Source organism: Pseudonocardia kunmingensis (assembly GCF_006716445.1).
Taxonomy (GTDB): Bacteria; Actinomycetota; Actinomycetes; order Mycobacteriales; family Pseudonocardiaceae; genus Pseudonocardia; species Pseudonocardia kunmingensis.
Genome location: NZ_VFPA01000001.1, coordinates 490,599 through 507,710, shown reverse-complemented (window position 1 = coordinate 507,710; position 17,112 = coordinate 490,599). Strand labels below are relative to the sequence as shown.

The following is a 17,112-nucleotide window of genomic DNA, read 5'->3' as shown; positions in this document are numbered from 1 at the left end:
CAGGACGTCGAGTCCGCGGCGCGCCTGGTGGCGCACGGCATGCGGCCCAAGGCACTGCCCTCCCGCGACGCCGGCTACGCCGAGCTCGTCCGGCGCTACCGCGACGACGACGCGTTCGCCGACGCCGTGCAGCGCGTGGCGGCGGGGCTGGGGCTGGTGGTGCTCGCGGCCGGACCGCAGTCGGGGATCGTGCTCGCCGCGGTCGAGGAGTCGGTGTTCGAGATCCGGATGGACGAGTACGCGCGGCGCACCGTGCTGCAGAACCGGCAGGCCGACAAGATGCTGCACGGCCTCGCGCACCTCGCGGCGGCGGCGCTCGCGTTCCCGCGCCCGGACGACCTCGGCGACGACAGCTACGTCGGGCGCGTGTCGGTCGACCAGGTCGACGGGGCGGTGCGCGAGGCGTGCCGCGTGCTGGAGGAACGCACATCCGGCGAGGAGACGGACCCGGAGTCCGACGCCCCGCAGCTGGAGGCGGCGTGGCGGGCGTGGCTGCGCCGCCCCGAGACCACGGCCACGAAGGACGGGCGCGCCGGCGAGGCCACGACGCGCGGCATCGTCGGGAAGGCGCTGCGGTTCCTCGCCGACCAGGGCTTCCTCGTCGCCGTCGGCACCGAGGGCGCCTACCGCACCACCCCGCGCTACCAGGTGCAGGTCCGCGAGCTGGCCGCGCAGCGCGCGTTCGACGAGCTGCTGGAGCTGGGCGTGCTGCCGGTGGCGTCGGCGACCGGCAGCCTGCGCGCTCCGGCCGGGCTGGAGGTGCCGGATGTATGAGCTCGCCCGCGTCCGGCTGTTCTCCGTCGGTCCGCCCGGTGCGCGCTACTCCGACGTCACGCTCGACCTGCGCGGCGTCGGCCCGGCCGTGCGCGGCGTCGCGGCGCAGGCCGACCTGTTCGCCCCCGACGACCTGGAGCGGGTGCCGCGGCGCCCGTCCCCGGCGTCGGTGCTGTTCCTGGAGAACGGCGGCGGCAAGTCGGTGCTGCTGAAGCTGGTGTTCTCGGTGCTGCTGCCGGGACGGCGCCAGGTGGTGGGCACGACCAGCACCACCGTGCTGGAGAAGTTCGTGCTCGGCGAGGACGTCGCCCACGTCGTGCTCGAGTGGATGCACACCCGCACCGGGCAGCTGCTCGTCACCGGAAAGGTGTCGGAGTGGCGCGGGCACGTCACTTCCTCCGACCCGGAGAAGCTCGGCGCCGCCTGGTACTCCTTCCGGCCCGGCGCCGGCTTCGGCCTGGACGAGCTGCCCTTCACCGTCGACGGCCGCCGGGTGACCACGGCCGGGTTCAAGGACCGCGTGCAGGAGGAGCACCGCAGGCGGCCCGCGCTGGAACTGGTGTGGGAGACCGGCCCGCGGGACTGGACGCGCCACCTCGCCGACGCCGGGCTCGACCCGGAGCTGTTCCGCTACCAGCGCGCCATGAACGCGGGCGAGGGCGAGGCGGCCGAGGCGTTCGCCTTCCCCAGCGACGAGGCGTTCGTCGACTTCCTGCTGCGCGCCGTGCTCGACCCGGACGAGCCGCAGAACCTCGCCGACCTCGTCGCGGGCTACGCCACCCGGCTCGCGCAGCGGGCCGACCTGGAACACGAACGCGATTTCGTCGAGGGCACCCTGGCCCGCCTCGGCCCGCTGACCGGGGCCGAGCGCGCCGCGGCGGCCGCCCGCGACGGGGAGGCGACCGCGCAGGCGGGCGCGCGCACACTCGCCGCCGCGATCGCGGCCCGGCGGGCGGCCGAGGACGAGCGCGCGGGCGCCGCGGCGGCGGCGCACGCCGACGCCCAAGAGCGGGTGCGCGGCGCCGAGGCGGAGGAACGCAGGCGCCACGGGATCGCCACCGAGCTGCGCCGGCGCGTCGCGCTCCTGGAGCTCGCGGCGGCGCAGGACGCCGAGGCGGCCGCGCGGCGCGCGCACGACGAGGCGGAACGGCAGGTGGCGGGCTGGCAGGCGGTCGAGCCGCTGCTGCGCCACCAGGTCGCCGAGGCCGAGGCGCGCCGGTTGCGCGGCGTGGTCGACGCCGAGCAGGAACGGGCCCGCCCGGCGTTGCGCGCGCGCCAGGACGCGGCCCGCGCGCTCGCGGCCGGGCTGCGCGCCATGGCAGGCGAGGCCGATGCCGCGGCCGGAGCCGCCGAGGAGGCGGCCACGGCGGCGGACGGGCGGGCCGACGCCGCACGCGCCGCCGAGCTGGCCGAGGCCGGGAACGCGGCGACGCACGCGGCGAGCGCCGAACAGGCCCGCGGCGAGCTGGCGCGCGTCGAGCGGGCGACCGCGACGGCCGTCACGGCGGGGCACCTCCGTGAGGGCGAGGACGTCGCCGCGGCCGGTGCCGCCGCGGAGGCGGAGGCGGGCTCGGCGGCCGAGGAGCTCGCCGCGCTGCACGCCGAGCTCACCGAGCTGCGACGGGCGCGCCGCGGTGCCGACGAGCGGCGCAGCGCGGCCCGCCGAGCCGATGACGCCGCGCGGGCCGCCGCCGAGCGCGCCGAGTCGGTGTTGGCCGCGGCCATGGCCGCCCGGGACGCGCTGGCCGGGGAGGGACGGCTCGCCGACCTGCTCGGGGTGGAGGAGATCCGGCCCGACACCGACGCGTCCGCGCTCGAGGAGCGGCTGGGCGCCGCGATCGGCGCGGGGGACCGGCGGCGCACCGAGCTGCTCGCCGCCCAGGAGCGCGACACCCGTGCGTTGCGCGCGCTCGGTGACGGCGGCCTGCTGCCCGAGCCCGCGGAGATCGAGCAGGTGCTCGGCGTGCTCGAGGCCGCGGGCATCACCGCCTACTCCGGCTGGCGCTACCTCACCATGCTGGACGGGGCGCGGCGCGCGTCCGTCGTCGCGCGGCTGCCGCACCTGGTGTCGGGCGTGCTGCTGAACAACCCCGGGGACGCGCCGCGGGCGCGCGAGGAGCTGGAGCGGGCGCGCCTGCTGCCGTGCGCGGCCGTCGCCGTCGGCGCCACGGCCGCCGTCGCCGAGGAGGGCGCCGCGCCCGGCGTCGACTTCGTCGTCCCGCCGAACCCGGCGATGCTGGACGAGGCGGCCGCCGAGCAGGTCCGGGTGGAGCTGGACCGCGAGACGCGCGACCGTGCGGAGGCGCTGGAGACCCTCGGCGCGGCTCTCGACGCCGACCGCGCGCTGCTGGCCCGGCTGCAGGCGTGGCGCGCGCAGCACCCGGTGGGGGAGCTCGACGCGCTCGGCGAGGCCGCCGAGAGCGCGCGTACCGCCGTGGCCGCCACGGCGCGGGAGGCCGATGCGGCGGACGCCGAGATCACCGCGCTCGACGACCGGGCCGACCGGCTCGAGCAGGAGGCTCCCCTGCTGGACGCCGCGGCGGCATCGGCCCGGGCCCGGGCGGCGGCGCTCGCCGCGGTGCTGGCCGAGGTGCGCCGCCGTCCGGAGCTGGACGAGCAGGTCCGGGCGGCCACGGCGGGCGTGGAGCGGGCCGAGGCGGGCGCGGCGAGGGCCCGCGGCGAGGCGGCAGCGGCCCGCCGGGAGGCCGAGGAGGCGCGCCGGCGCCGGGACCGGCAGCGAACCGTCGCCGACAACAGCCGCACGGAGCTGGCCGACCTGCCCGTGGACGGCGCCGACATCGACGCCGAGGCGGACGGGCCCGCTGCGGACGCCCCCGCGCTGGGCGTGCTGCGCGCGGAGTACCGCAACGCCGAGGCCGCGTACGCGGCGGCCGAGGTGGACGCGGACCTGCGGGGGCGGCTCGGCGAGGCCGAACGCGCGGCGCGGGCCGCCCACGCCGCGATCGAGGAGCTGCCCGACGCGGCGCGCGCCGTGGCCGACGCGCTGCTGCGCTCGCCCGACGCCGCCGACCCGGCGTCGCGCCGCAGCGCCACCGCGCAGGCCCGCGACGCGTTCACCCGCTGCGCCGAGCAGCTGCGCGAGGCCGCCGCGGAGCTCGCACTGGCGAAGAAGGAGGCAGGCCGGTTCACCGCGCCCACCGGTGCGGGGGATGGGCCGATCGAGCCCTACGGCGAGCCCGAGGACGTCGAGCACGGGCGGGAGCTGGTCGAGCGGGCCGAGCAGGACGCGCGGTCGGCCGCGGCGCGGACTGCCGACGCGCGAGCGGCCGCGGCGGCGGCGGAGTCCGCGCACCGGGCGGCCGAGTCGTCGGCGCAGGGGTTCCGGCACGTCGTGGCCGGCCTGGACGACGCGTTCCTCGAGGGCGGCGCGGAGCCGGGTTACGCCTCGCCGTTCCCCGACGACGTCGACGCCGCGCTGGCGCGGTGGAAGGACGCCCGCGCGGCCGTCCGCGACGCCGCCCGCGTCCGCGCCGCCGCGGACAAGGAGGTGCGCTCCGCGGTGGACGCGGTGGCGCAGTTCGCGCAGGAGGCGCGCTTCTCCGGCGTCACCAGCCCGGTGCGCAGCCACCTGCTCGGTGTGGCCCGCACGGACATGCCGGGTCTGGCCGGCGACTGGGAGCGCGCACTGCGCCCGCGGCTGCGCTCGCTGGAGGACGACCTGGCCAACATCGGCAGGCACCGCTCGGGCATCGTCACCCGGCTGCAGGGCATGGTCGGCGAGGCGCTGCGCACGCTGCGCCTGGCCCAGCGGCTCTCGGAGCTGCCCGACGGCCTCTCGGACTGGTCGGGCCAGCAGTTCCTGCGCATCCGCTTCGACGAGCTCACCGACGCGGCGCTGCTGCACGAGCTCGGCGAGGTCGTCGACCGCACCGCCCACGAGCGCAGCGGCACCGCCCGCGAGCGCCGTGACGGCATGTCGCTGCTGCTGCGCGGCGTGCGCGCGGCGATGCCGAAGGGCGTGCGCGTCGAGATGCTCAAGCCCGACGCGGTGCTGCGCACCGAGCGGCTGCGGGTCTCGGAGATCCGCGACGTGTTCTCCGGCGGCCAGCAGCTGACCGCCGCGATCGTCCTCTACTGCACGATGGCGGCCCTGCGCGCCCACCAGCGGGGGCAGGGTCGCCGCCCGCACGCGGGCGTGCTGTTCCTGGACAACCCGATCGGCCGCGCGTCGGCCGGCTACCTGCTGGAGCTGCAGTTCGGCGTCGCCCGCGCGCTGGGCGTGCAGCTGATCTACACGACGGGGCTGTTCGACGCGGGCGCCCTGAGCGCGTTCCCGCTGATCATCCGGTTGCGCAACGACGCCGACCTGCGCGCGGGCCGCAAGTACCTGTCGGTCGACGACCGGGTGGCCCGCCGTCTCACCGAGCTCGGCGCGCCGGACGGCACCGGGCAGGTGGCGGCGACGCGGGTGTTCCGCAGGCCCGAGCCGGTCGCCCCGTGACGCACCGAGAGCGTGGTCACAGTCGACTCGGCATCCGGCCCGAGGGCCACATATCGTCTACCGCTGTGCCGGACCAGGGACTGACGCGCCGCCGCGTGATCGACCTGTGCCGTCGTGCCCCGGGTGACTGTCGACGCTGACGCCCGTCTCCGCGTCCACTCCTCGCCCGATCCGCTCCCCGGGGGCCCGCCTTGTCCGGCACGTCCGCACCCATCGCCACCGACCCGCGCCAGCAGCGCCGCGCGGCCGTGGCCAGCCTCGTCGGCACCACCATCGAGTGGTACGACTTCTACCTCTACGCCACCGCCGCCGCGCTGGTGTTCGGCCCGCTCTTCTTCTCCGACGTCGACCCGGCCGCCGGTGTGCTCGCCTCGTTCGCGACGTACGCGGCGGGGTTCGGGGCGCGCCCGATCGGCGCGCTCGTGTCCGGGCACCTCGGCGACCGCGTCGGGCGCCGGTCCATGCTGGTCGCGTCGCTGCTGCTGATGGGCGTGGCGACCGCGGGCATCGGCCTGTTGCCGACGTTCGGCCAGGTCGGTCTGCTCGCCCCGGCACTGCTGGTCGTCCTGCGCCTGCTGCAGGGCGCGGCCGTCGGCGCCGAGTGGGGCGGGGCGGTGCTGATGTCGGTGGAGCACTCGTCGGGCCGCCGCCGCGGCCTGTTCGGCAGCTTCCCCCAGATCGGCTCGCCCGCAGGGATGCTCCTGGCGTCCGCGGTGTTCGCCGGGATCCGCGGCGGCCTGGGGGAGGAGGCCTTCCTCGCCTGGGGCTGGCGGATCCCGTTCCTGCTCAGCCTGGTGCTGGTCGGGGTCGGCCTCGCCGTGCGGCTGACCGTCGCCGACCCGGAGGTCTTCCTGCAGGCTCGCGAGCGCGCCGAGCTGGTGCGTAGGCCCGTGGTCGAGGTGGTCCGCAGCCACCGGCGCAGCCTGTGGGTCACGATCGGGATGCGCATGTCGCAGAACGCGCTCTACGTCCTCTGCACGACGTTCGCGCTCACCTACCTGGCCGGCGGCACGACGGCCGACCCCGACGCGGGCCTCACGGCGGTGATCGTGGCGTCCGCGATCGGGCTCTTCACCACCCCGCTGTGGGCGATGCTGTCCGACCGCGTGGGCAGGCGCCCGGTGTACCTGGCCGGCGCGGTCGGCGCGGGCCTGTTCATGATCGTGTTCTTCCTGCTGCTCGACACCGGCTCCACCGCGCTGATCGTGCTGGCCATGGTGATCGCGGTGAACGTCTTCCACGACGCGATGTACGGTCCGCAGGCCGCGTGGTTCAGCGAGCTGTTCGCCACCGAGGTGCGCTACAGCGGCGCGTCGATCGGTTACCAGTTCGGGTCGGTGCTCTCGGGCGGCACGGCGCCGCTGATCGCGGCGGCACTGCTGCTGGCCGGGGGCGGGCGGCCCTGGTTGATCTGGGGGTACTTCCTGGTGCTGTCCGTGATCACGGTCGCGGCGACCCTGCTCGCGCCGGAGACACATCGGAGCTCGATCGCCACCGGCCCCGTGCGGACGCCGGCGGGGGTGGCACGGTGACCCGCATCCTGCTCAACGCGTTCGACATGGCCTGCGTGGGGCACCAGTCCGCGGGCCTGTGGCGCCACCCCGACGACCAGGGCCACCGCTACACCGACCTCGACTACTGGACCGAGCTCGCACAGCTGCTCGAACGCGGTGGCTTCGACGCGCTCTTCCTGGCCGACGTCCTCGGCGTGTACGACGTCTACGGCGGCTCGCGCGACGCCGCCGTCCGCCAGGCCGCGCAGGTGCCGGTGAACGACCCGATCATGCCGGTCTCGGCGATGGCCGCGGTCACCCAGCGGCTGGGCTTCGGCGTGACGGTGTCGGTGGCCTACGAGCAGCCCTACGCGCTCGCGCGCCGGATGACGACGCTGGACCACCTGACGAAGGGCCGCGTCGCCTGGAACGTCGTGACCTCCTACCTGGAGAGCGCGGCCCGCAACATGGGCCGCGGCCAGCAGATCCCGCACGACGAGCGCTACGAGCTGGCCGAGGAGTACCTCGAGGTCTGCTACAAGCTGTGGGAGGGCTCGTGGGAGCCCGGCGCCGTCGTCCGCGACGCCGAGCGCGGCGTGTTCACCGACCCGGCGAAGGTGCACGACATCGCGCACAAGGGCCGCTACTACGAGGTGCCGGGGCCGTTCCTGTGCGAGCCCTCGCCGCAGCGCACGCCGGTGATCTTCCAGGCGGGCGCATCGCCGCGGGGCAGCCGCTTCGCCGCGGCGCACGCGGAGGCCGTGTTCGTCAGCGGCCCGACGCCCACGGTCCTGCGGCGCTCGGTCGACCGGATCCGCGAGGCCGCTGCGGCGGCCGGTCGCGACCCGAGCGCGATCAAGATCTTCGCGATGCTCACGGCGATCTCGGCCGAGACGGACGCGGCCGCCATTGCCAAGCGCGACTCCTACCTCGAGCTCGCGAGCCCCGAGGCCGCGCTGGCGCTGTTCGGCGGCTGGAGCGGCGTCGACCTCTCCGGTGCCGACCCCGACCAGCTCCTGGAGTACGTCGAGACCGACGCCACCCGCTCGGCGCTCGCCGCGTTCACCACCGCCGACCCGGACCGGGAGTGGACGGTCGGCGAGCTGGCCCGGTTCGTCACGGTCGGCGGGCGCGGCCCCGTCGTGGTGGGTTCGGGCGCGACGGTCGCCGACGAGCTGGAGCGCTGGGTGGACGAGTCCGGCGTCGACGGGTTCAACCTCGCCTACGCCGTCACGCCCGGCACGTTCGTCGACTTCGTCGAGCACGTCGTGCCCGAACTGCGCCGCCGTGGGCGGGCGCAGGAGAGCTACGCCGCCCCGACGCTGCGGGAGAACCTCGGCACCGCGCCGGGGCCGCAGCTGGCAGACGACCACCCGGGGGCGCGGTACCGCCGGCTGGGGTAGGGCGCGTTCCCATTCGTCCAATCGCCAGGTGTCCCCACCCGGCTACGGTCGACGGGTGGACGCAGATCCTGCACGCCGGCACCCGATCCACCTCGCGCCCGGTGCGGGGCGCCGGTACGAGATGGGGCGGATCAACGCCGTGTTCAAGGCGGACGGGGCGGAGACGGCCGAGCGCTACTCGATCTCGGAGTGGTGGCTCGAGCCGCACACCACGGGCCCGGGCGCGCACACCCATCCCGAGGACGACGCCTTCTACGTGCTCGAGGGGACGATGACCTTCCGCGTCGGCGATCGCTGGTTCGACGCGCCGGCGGGGTCGTTCGTCCTGGCCCCGGGCGGCACCACCCACGACTTCCAGAACCGCACCGACGAGCGGGCGGGGGCGCTGAACGTCTCCGCTCCCGGCGCCTTCGAGCCGCGGATGCCGGGGATCGTGGACTGGTTCCGCGCACACCCGCCCGGAGACCCGGCGGACGCCTGACGGAGCGAGCTCCGGAAGCGGGATCCGCACGACGAGCGGGTTTTGCGGGTGAGCGGAACACCAGGGTTGTTCGATCTTGCATGGACAGCTCTGGTGTTCCGTTCACCTGCGAGAGGGGGCGGCTCGGCGCTGGTTCTCGTGGGAGTGGCTGCGGTGGGCGGGCCGTTCCCGGCTCGGGGCGAGCCGGCACACCCTCGTCCCGGCCTTCCGTGCGATCACTCCGGTCGCGTGTGCGACTCACGGTGCGGGGGCGGCCGGGTTGGCGCCACTACCGAGAGCTCCTCGCGTCCGCCAGAGAATGTCACCGTTCGTCATGGTCGACTGCGCTTCTCGGGTGAACTCCCGGGAGGTGTCGAGAACGACCCCGAACTGTCAGGGATCGAACGTAAGTTCGACTCATGGCAGGAGTGGCGGAGCTCGTGGATCAGGCGGTCAGCACACCGCCCGGCCCGCAGCTGTCCGCCCTGCTGAACCGGCTGCCGTGGAGGACGATCCCGAACAGCCGGCTGGTCGAGGTCGTGCAGGCGCGTTCCCGTCAGCGCGCGCACGAGGAGGCCGAGTGGCTGGCCGGCGTGGTCGAGGTCGCCCACACCGTGGCCCTGGCCGAGCTGGGTGCGGATCGGGCCGAGTCGGTGGCGCGGGCCGGGGAGGCGTTCGAATGGGCATCCCACGAGATCGCGGCCGCTCTGACCTGGACCCCGACCGCCGCTGACCGGGAGCTCGGTTTCGCCCTCGGCCTGGTCGAACGCCTGCCGCTGGTCTACGCCGCTCTGCACCGTGGCGAGATCGACCGCGGTAAGGCGCGGGTGTTCGTCGAGTACCTCGACCCCGCCCACGGCGAGGTCGGCGAGGAGCAGTCGCGGCGGTTGTGCGAGCGGTTCCTGCCCGCGGCGCCCGGCCTGACCACCAGGCAGCTCGGCGACCGGATCTACCGGGCGTTGCACGCCATCGACCCGCACTACCGGCGCCGCCGCTACCGCCGCGCGGTGCAGGAACGCGGGGTGGCCCTCTACCTCGATCCCGCCACCGGAACCGCCACCCTCGTCGGCACCGGGTCTACCCGCGGACGAGGCGGCCGCCGCGGCCGAGCGCCTGGACCGCCTGGCCCAGGCCGCCAGACGGGCCGGGCACCCCGGGACGCGCCGGCGGATCAGCGCGGACCTGTTCCTGGGGATGCTCAACGGCGCCTTCCACGGACTGACCGAGAACGAGATCATCCAGCGGCTGCTGAGCACCTCCCGCCCAGAAGACCTCCCCGACGACGACACCCCCGCCGCAGGCGAGGCCGACACCGCCACCGCCGGCAACGGCACGTCCGCCGCTTCCACCACGACCGCTGCTGACGCCGCCGCCGCCGCTGACGCCGCTGACTCGGACGCCGACGCTGATGTCGCGGACGCTGACGCTGATGTTGCCGACGCGGACGCGGGCGCGGGCGCTGATGTCGCGGACTCGGACGCGGACTCGGACGCGGGCGCTGGCGCTGATGTCGCGGACGCGGACGCGGACTCGGACTCGGGCGCGGGCGCTGATGTCGCGGACTCGGACTCGGACGCGGCCGCTGGCGCTGATGCCGCTGACTCGGACGCGGACGCCGACCCCGCTAGCACTGACGCCGCTGAGGCCGCCCCCGCTGAGGCCGTCGCACTCGCCGGCGCCGGCGCCGCCGACAGTTCCGCCGGAACGTCTGCCGGGACTGGCGCGGACAAGACCGCCGGGACTACCGCCACCGAAGCCTCCGCCACCGAGAACCCTGGTACTGGAGCCGCTGGTGGTGTCGCTGCGGCCGGGAGTGCTGCCGCCGCTGCCGGCACTACCGCTGCCGCTGGTACTTCCGCTCCCGCTCCCGCCGGGACCGCCGCCGCTGTCGGGGCGGGCGCCGCCGGTGCCGGCGCGGCCGCCTCGCCCCAGGCCGGTGGCGGGGCGGGGCCGGACCGGCGCACCCGGGATCGGGTCGGCACCCGCGAGGGTGTCGAGATCCGCGTCGGGCTGGCGACCCTCGCCGGGCTCGACGACCGGCCCGGCGAGATCCCCCGGGTCGGACCGATCGGCGCGCACCTCGCCCGTGACGCCGTCGCCGCCCAGCGCCGCGGGGCGGCCTGGCGGTTCGTCGTCGTGGACCACACCGGCCACCTGCTGCTGGCCGGAGTGCTGCGCCGCCGACCCCGCACCCGCCCCGACACCGGCGCCGACACCGGTGGCGGCGGGCGGGGGTCGGGCTCGGATCGGGTGCGGGCGGGGCGGTCGAGGTCCACCTGACGGTCGAGGAGATGCAGCGCTTCGCCGCCGACCCCGTGCTGGGTGACTGGCACGGGTTGCTGGCCGAGATCGCCGCCCAGTGGGCCCGGCGCGACGAGCTGCGGGCGCGGTTGGCCGCGCACCCTGACGCTCGCTTCGCCCGCGGGCCGTTGGCTGATCACATCCGGGCTCGTGACCGCTACTGCTGCGGCCCCGGCTGTACCCGCTCCGCCCGCTCGGCCGACCTCGACCACACCCACGAGCACAGTCGCGGTGGGAAGACCGTCGAGGCGAACATCGGTCCGGGATGCAGGCGCCACCACCGCGACAAGGACCGTGGTTGGACGCTGACCCAGCCCGAGCCGGGGTTGTTCCGGTGGGTGAGCCCGTTGGGGCGGGTGTACCTCACCCGCGGCGAGCCGATCCGCCCGGACCTGCCCGACCTGGACCCTGGGCCGGGACCGCATCCGGGTGAGGAGAGCGATGTGCAGGCCGAGCGGCGACTGCGCCGCTACGACCGGAAGATCCTCGACGGCCCCGGGGCCGACCCACTGCGGCCGCCGCCTCCGCGGGCGGGCCCGGCACCTCATGACGAGCCACCGCCGTTCTGATCGGCTGAGGGGCCGGGGACGGAACCACCGGCAGGGCGTGTCGTCCCAGGCCGCATGGCCTTGTCCCGATCCGCCCGGGCCGGCACCGCGGCCGCAGCTGCCCCGCACCGCAGCCTTGGCGTCGCGCCACAGCCGGAACGGCGCCTACGTGCTCCCGCGCACCACGACGCGGAAGCCGACGTCGTGGCAGCGTTGCGCGACGTCGCGGCGGCGCATCCGGTCGAGCAGCAGGGCCGCTCCGGTGGCGCCGATCTCCGCGTTCGGCACGGCGACCGTCGTGAGCGCGGGGACGAGGTGACGGGCGATCTCGAAGTCGCCGAACCCGGTGAGCGCGAACCGGCCCGGGATCTCGATGCCGCGGCGCACGCAGGCCAGCAGGGCGCCGGCGGCGAACACGTCGCTGGAGAACATCACCGCGTCGGTGTCGGGGTAGCGCTCGAGGACCGCGTCGAGCAGCGTGACACCGGTGTCCATGGTGACGGCCTCGGGGCCGGCGTCGACCTCGCGGGGCGGCGTGCCGAGCAGGTCCCGCACGGCGTCGCGGTAGCCGGCGAGCCGTTCCGCGGCGCGCGGGTCGCCCGGCAGCTGGCGGCCGGCGAAGGTGATCCGGCGGCGCCCCCGCTCGACCAGGTGGGCCACCAGGGCGGCGGCCGCCGCCGTGTTCGAGAACCCGACCAGGACGTCGACGGGGTCCTCGGTCCAGCCCCACGTCTCCACGACGGGGATGCCCGCGGCGGCCAGCAGGGTGCGGGTGCCGGCGGTGTGCTGGGTGCCGACCAGGAGGAAGCCGTCCGGGCGGCGGCCGAGGAAGCTGCGGACGAGCTCCTCCTCGTGGTCGGGCCGGTACTCGGTGGTGCCGAGGAAGATCTGGTAGCCGTGCGGCGCGAGCGCGGACTCGAACGCGTGAACCGTCTCGGCGAACACCGACGTGCTGATCTGCGGGACGATCGCGGCCACCGCGCGGCTGCGGTTGGACGCCAGGTTGCTCGCGGCCAGGTTCGGCACGTAGCCAGTGGTGGCGATGGCGTTCTCGACCCGCTCGCGGGTCTCGTCGGCCACCGCGTCGGGGTCCCGCACGACCCGCGAGACCGTCTGCGGCGAGACGCCGGCCGCCGCGGCCACGTCGTTGAGCGTGACCGAGCGCGTCGCCGAGCGCCGGCGCGGGCGGCGGCGGGGCTCCATCACGCCGGGAACGATATCCGGGGGGTGATCCACTACCGGCGGCGGAACACGGGCGGGCGCTTCTCCGCGAAGGCCCGGCGGCCCTCGGCGGCGTCCTCGGTGGCGAAGCAGATGGTCTGCAGGTCGCGCTCGTAGGCCATGGCCTGGTCCTCGGGCAGCGTGAACGCCGCACGCAGGTTGACCTTCGCCGTCTCGGCCGCGATCGGGGCGCGGGAAGCGATCGTCGCGGCGATCTCCCGGGCCCGCGGAAGCAGCTCGGCGGGCGCGACGACCTCGGTGACCAGGTGCCACGCGAGCGCCCGAGCGGAGTCGACCCGCTCACCCGTCATGATCATGTAGGCGGTGTTGGAGGGCCCGATCGCGTGCGCGAGGAACGTCGTCATGCCACCGCCGCCGATCCAGCCGAGCGTGATCTCGGGGGCACCGAAGGACGCGGTCTCGGCGGCGATGCGGATGTCGCAGGACAGCGCGGTCTCCAGGCCGCCGCCCAGCGCGTAGCCGTTGACGGCGGCGATCGTGGGGGTGCGGGCGGCGCGGATCGCGTCGCAGTAGTCGGTGCGGTTGCGGAAGTCCCACGGGGTGGCGTAGCGGTCCAGCTCGCGGACGTCGGAGCCGGCCGAGAACGCGCGCTCACCCGCGCCGGTGACGACGATCGCGCGGACGTCGTCGGTGGTGTCGCACCACCGGAGGGCGCGCACCAGGGCTTCCGACATCTCCGGGGTCACCGCGTTGAGCTTGGCGGGGCGGTTCAGCGTGATCGTCGCGACCCGGTGCTCGACCTCGAGCAGGACGTCGTCGGTGGCGGGCACGGGGTTCATGCGTTCTCCTCCTGTCGCGCGCGGCTCGCCGCGGGGAGCGCGCGCATGCGGTCCAGCCCGTTCGCGGGGTCGAGTTCGCCGGCCAGCACGTCGCGGACGACGGCCGATGCGGCGATCTGGAAGCCGATGTAGCCGGCGTAGCGGGGCCGCACCCAGGCGTCCTCGCAGGTCGCGGCGGTGCGCGAGTAGAAGCGCCCGGTGTCGAGCGCCGGGTCGGTCCAGGCGGCGCGGGCGCTCGGCTGGCCGCTGTGCGCCGGCAGGAAGCCGCACTGCGCGTCGGCCGACATCAACCAGCGGACGTGGGCGAGCAGCTCGGGCGTGGGCCGGCAGCGCGCGCTCACCGCGATGCCCGTGCCGCCGAGGGTGGAGCCGCGCCGCCCGGCCGCGGCCGGTGCGTCGGTGAACGCGACGCGCCCGGCGTAGGTGACGTAGCCGTAGACGAGCGGGACGTGCCAGAGCCGGTCGGTTGCGGCCATCAGCTCCAGCAGCCCGATCGGGTTGAGCGCGCGGGTCTCCGCCGGGGCGTGCGCGTCGATCGCTGCCATCAGCTCGAGCGCGGCGAGGCCGGTCGCGGTGGGGACGAGCCCGGTCGAGTCGTCGGGTGGCGCGCCCAGCGCGACCGCGATCGAGGCGAACGTGAGGTAGGCGTGCGGGCCCGCCAGCGACAGCGCGACCGGGCCGCGGTCGGCCAGGCGCACGACCTCGTCCCAGGTGTCCGGAGCGTCGCCTGCGAGGTCCGTGCGCGTCGCCGCCACCTGGGTCGCCGCGTCGAGCGGCAGCGCCCACTGCCGGCCCCCCAGCGCGTACGAGCGCATGGTCGGGCCGATCGACGCCGCGGCCCACGCCCGCAGCTCGGCGGCGGGGAACAGGTCGTCGAGCGGGGTGAGCGCCTCCGTCGCGAGCGCCTCGCCCAGGTGCGGGTGGTCGAGCACGACGAGGTCGTAGCGGGCGCACAGGTCGTCGACCGGGTGCGCCTCGAACCCCTCGAGCGGCTGGACGTCCCACTCGACCAGCTCGCCGGCCGCGGCGACGAGTGCGTCGCGGCCGCGGGGGTGGTCCCAGGTGATGCCGCGGAAGGGGGGTGTCACGAGGTCTCCACGACGACGCCGGACTCCAGCAGTCGGGCCACCTCGTCGTCGGCCACCCCGATCTCGGCGAGCACCTCGCGGGTGTGCTCGCCGGTCAGCGGGGCGCCCCGCTCGATCCGCGGGGGCGTCGCGGAGAACTTGTAAGGGAAGCCGGGCACCGTGACAACGCCCTCGGTGGGGTGCTCGTAGGTCACGAACGTGCCGTTGTGCCGGACCTGCGGGTCCCGCAGCAGGTCGGCGTAGCCGTACACGGGCCCGGCCCAGATCCCGGCGGCGGCGAACGCGTCGAGCCAGTGCTGCGACGGCCGGGTGCGCAGGCGCCGGGCGGTCGCGGCGAAGATCTCGTCCCGGTGGGTCCAGCCGTGCTCCTCGTCGACCATGTCGAGGAAGGAGTCATCGCCGATGATCTCCCCGAGCGTCTTGAGTGGCGGGAACGCGAGCACGAGGTAGCCGTCGGCCGTCTCGAACGCTCCGTAGGGCGAGCGGATGTAGACGTGCGCGTGCGGCTGTTCCGAACGCTCCTGGGGCAGGCCACCGACCGTGTGCACCGACAGCTCCTGCATCTGCAGCGTGGTGATCGCATCCAGCATGTTGACCGTGACGAGCTGGCCCTCACCGGTGCGCTCGCGGTGCAGCAGCGCGGCCAGCACCCCCTCGAAGGCCGTGGACGCCGTGACCGCGTCCACGAGGTACTGGCCCGCCGCGCGGGGTGCCTCGCCGGCGCGGCCGGAGGAGAGCATCGCGCCGGACATCGCCTGCAGCAGCAGGTCCTGGCCGGGGCGCTGGGCGTAGGGGCCGTCCTCGCCGTAGCCGGAGATCGAGACGTAGACGATGGACGGGTTGATCGCCTTGAGCGACTCGTAGTCCACTCCGAGGCGCGCGGCGACGCCCGGGCGGTAGTTCTGCAGGAACACGTCCGCGCCCGCGACGAGCTTGCGCAGCACCTCCTGGCCCTGCGGGTCCTTGAGGTCGACGGCGAGCGAGCGCTTGTTCCGGTTGAGCGAGAGGAACGAGACGTTGATCCGGTTGCCGCTCGCCCCGCCAGCGGCGGCGTGGCGCTGCCACTCGCCGGCGACCGGCTCCACCTTGACGACGTCGGCGCCGAGGTCCCCGAGCCGCTGCGCGGCGAACGGGCCGGCCATCGCGATCGAGCAGTCGAGCACGCGGTATCCGGTGAGGATCCCTGGGGCGGTGGTCATCTCGGCTCCTCAGACGGACGTCGGGACGGAGGCGGACCGCTTCTTCGCGGCCACGTCGGGGTTGGTCTCGGGGGACAGCCATGCCGACAGCGCCGAGACCCCCGCGAGCACGACGACCAGGAGCGCGACCAGCCAGGCGCTGCCACCTGCCGCGACGACGAGCGCCGTGGCGACGAGCGGGAGCGGGCCGCCGACCAGGGCGCCCGTGACCTCGCGGGCCGTCGCGATCCCGGAGAAGCGGACGCGGGGCGGGAACAGCTCGGCGTAGTAGGAGGCCTGGACGCCGAAGATGGCGCGGTCGGCGACGTGCGCGACGATCACGGCGATGTAGAGCAGCGCGACGCTGCCCATCTCGATCAGGGCGAAGAACGGGTAGACGAACGCGATCAGGAACAACGCGCCGCCGATGATCACCGGGCGGCGCCCGACCCGGTCGGACAGCGCACCCCAGGCCACGGTGGCGGCCGACCCGACGAGCCCGGAGACGACCACGCCGAGCAGTGAGACGACGGCCGGGTAGCCCAGGTTGTTGATCGAGTAGGAGAGCGCGAACGTCTGGAAGATGTAGGTGAGGCTGCCGCCGAAGTTCACCCCGGCCGCCAGCAGGAGCTTCCTGCGGTGGTCGCTCCACAGCTCCCGGAACGGGGAGCGCCGGGCCTCGCGGGCCTCGGACTCGATCTCCCGGAACTCCTCGGTCTCGGGCATCCGCACGCGGATCCAGAACGCGACGCCGACGCCGACCACGGACAGCAGGAACGGGACCCGCCAGCCCCAGGTGTCGAACGCCTCCCGCGGCAGGAGTGCGAAGAGGGCGAACACGCCGGTGGCGAGCATCATCGCCACGTCGACGCCCGCGGCGGGGATGCTCGTGAAGAACCCGCGCCGCACGCGCCCGGACTCGCCGGCCACGACGACCGCGCCGCCGTACTCCGCGCCCGCGCCGAAGCCCTGGACGACCCGCAGCAGGATCAGCAGCGCCGGGGCCCAGTAGCCGATCGCCGCGAAGTTGGGCAGCAGGCCGATCGCGATCGTGGACAGCCCCATCATCAGCACGGTGGCGAGCAGCACCGGCTTGCGCCCGATGCGGTCGCCGAGGTTGCCGAAGACGATGCCGCCGAGGGGGCGGACCACGAACCCGATGGCGTAGGTGGCGAAGGCGATCATCGTGCCGACGACCGGGCTGACGTCGCCGAAGAACTGCGTGTTGAACACCAGGACCGCGGCCGACGAGTACAGGAAGAAGTCGTACCACTCGATCACCGTGCCCATCGCGCTGGCCGAGACCGGCACCCAGCGCTTCCGGGTCGCCGCGGCATCTTCGCTCATGCGTTCTCCTCTGGTGTTAGCGCTACCGATAGCGCTA

General features: G+C 75.2%; 13 protein-coding genes. 8 read left to right on the top strand and 5 right to left on the bottom strand.

The window, feature by feature from the left end; all coding sequences use genetic code 11:
• The first annotated feature begins 39 nt into the window (after positions 1-39).
• The 8 genes from FB558_RS02365 (at position 40) to FB558_RS02335 (ending at position 11,462) form a co-directional block, all read left to right on the top strand.
• Positions 40-774: a hypothetical protein gene (locus FB558_RS02365; RefSeq protein ID WP_425468015.1), complete on the top strand. Its 735-nt coding sequence runs from the start codon at positions 40-42 to the stop codon at positions 772-774.
• Positions 767-5,236 (top strand): hypothetical protein, encoded by a 4,470-nt coding sequence (locus FB558_RS02360; protein ID WP_142047667.1) that lies wholly within the window; start codon positions 767-769, stop codon positions 5,234-5,236. Before FB558_RS02365 ends, FB558_RS02360 begins: the two co-directional genes overlap by 8 nt.
• Positions 5,237-5,427: 191 nt before the next feature.
• The gene (locus FB558_RS02355) at positions 5,428-6,768 is read left to right on the top strand and encodes an MFS transporter (RefSeq protein ID WP_246106214.1); all 1,341 of its coding nucleotides are present in this window, start codon (positions 5,428-5,430) and stop codon (positions 6,766-6,768) included.
• Positions 6,765-8,132, top strand: coding sequence for an LLM class flavin-dependent oxidoreductase (locus FB558_RS02350; RefSeq protein ID WP_142047665.1), 1,368 nt, complete (start codon positions 6,765-6,767; stop codon positions 8,130-8,132). The genes FB558_RS02355 and FB558_RS02350 overlap by 4 nt, the downstream gene beginning before the upstream one ends.
• 55 nt (positions 8,133-8,187) lie before the next feature.
• Positions 8,188-8,613 carry a cupin domain-containing protein gene (locus FB558_RS02345; protein WP_211366020.1) on the top strand — a complete coding sequence of 142 codons (426 nt, stop codon included), beginning with the start codon at positions 8,188-8,190 and terminating at the stop codon, positions 8,611-8,613.
• 398 nt (positions 8,614-9,011) lie between these two features.
• Positions 9,012-9,956: a DUF222 domain-containing protein gene (locus FB558_RS02340; protein ID WP_142047663.1), complete on the top strand. Its 945-nt coding sequence runs from the start codon at positions 9,012-9,014 to the stop codon at positions 9,954-9,956.
• Between the two features lie 772 nt (positions 9,957-10,728).
• On the top strand, positions 10,729-10,872 hold the full coding sequence (locus FB558_RS43040; protein WP_170231157.1) for a hypothetical protein: 144 nt from the start codon (positions 10,729-10,731) through the stop codon (positions 10,870-10,872).
• Between the two features lie 11 nt (positions 10,873-10,883).
• Positions 10,884-11,462 carry an HNH endonuclease signature motif containing protein gene (locus tag FB558_RS02335; protein ID WP_142047661.1) on the top strand — a complete coding sequence of 193 codons (579 nt, stop codon included), beginning with the start codon at positions 10,884-10,886 and terminating at the stop codon, positions 11,460-11,462.
• Positions 11,463-11,606: 144 nt separating this feature from the next.
• Here FB558_RS02335 and FB558_RS02330 read toward each other — a convergent pair whose 3' ends face one another.
• From FB558_RS02330 to FB558_RS02310, 5 genes are read right to left on the bottom strand one after another with little or no spacing between them, the layout of a single operon-like run.
• Positions 11,607-12,644, bottom strand: a complete 1,038-nt coding sequence (locus tag FB558_RS02330) for a LacI family DNA-binding transcriptional regulator (protein WP_142053579.1) — start codon at positions 12,642-12,644, stop codon at positions 11,607-11,609.
• A gap of 32 nt (positions 12,645-12,676) precedes the next feature.
• On the bottom strand, positions 12,677-13,462 hold the full coding sequence (locus FB558_RS02325; protein ID WP_142047659.1) for an enoyl-CoA hydratase/isomerase family protein: 786 nt from the start codon (positions 13,460-13,462) through the stop codon (positions 12,677-12,679).
• Positions 13,459-14,550, bottom strand: a complete 1,092-nt coding sequence (locus tag FB558_RS02320) for an extracellular solute-binding protein (RefSeq protein WP_142047657.1) — start codon at positions 14,548-14,550, stop codon at positions 13,459-13,461. The genes FB558_RS02325 and FB558_RS02320 overlap by 4 nt, the downstream gene beginning before the upstream one ends.
• Positions 14,547-15,749 carry a CaiB/BaiF CoA transferase family protein gene (locus FB558_RS02315; RefSeq protein WP_142047655.1) on the bottom strand — a complete coding sequence of 401 codons (1,203 nt, stop codon included), beginning with the start codon at positions 15,747-15,749 and terminating at the stop codon, positions 14,547-14,549. The genes FB558_RS02320 and FB558_RS02315 overlap by 4 nt, the downstream gene beginning before the upstream one ends.
• 9 nt (positions 15,750-15,758) lie before the next feature.
• Positions 15,759-17,075 carry an MFS transporter gene (locus FB558_RS02310; protein ID WP_142047653.1) on the bottom strand — a complete coding sequence of 439 codons (1,317 nt, stop codon included), beginning with the start codon at positions 17,073-17,075 and terminating at the stop codon, positions 15,759-15,761.
• Between the last annotated feature and the right edge of the window lie 37 nt (positions 17,076-17,112).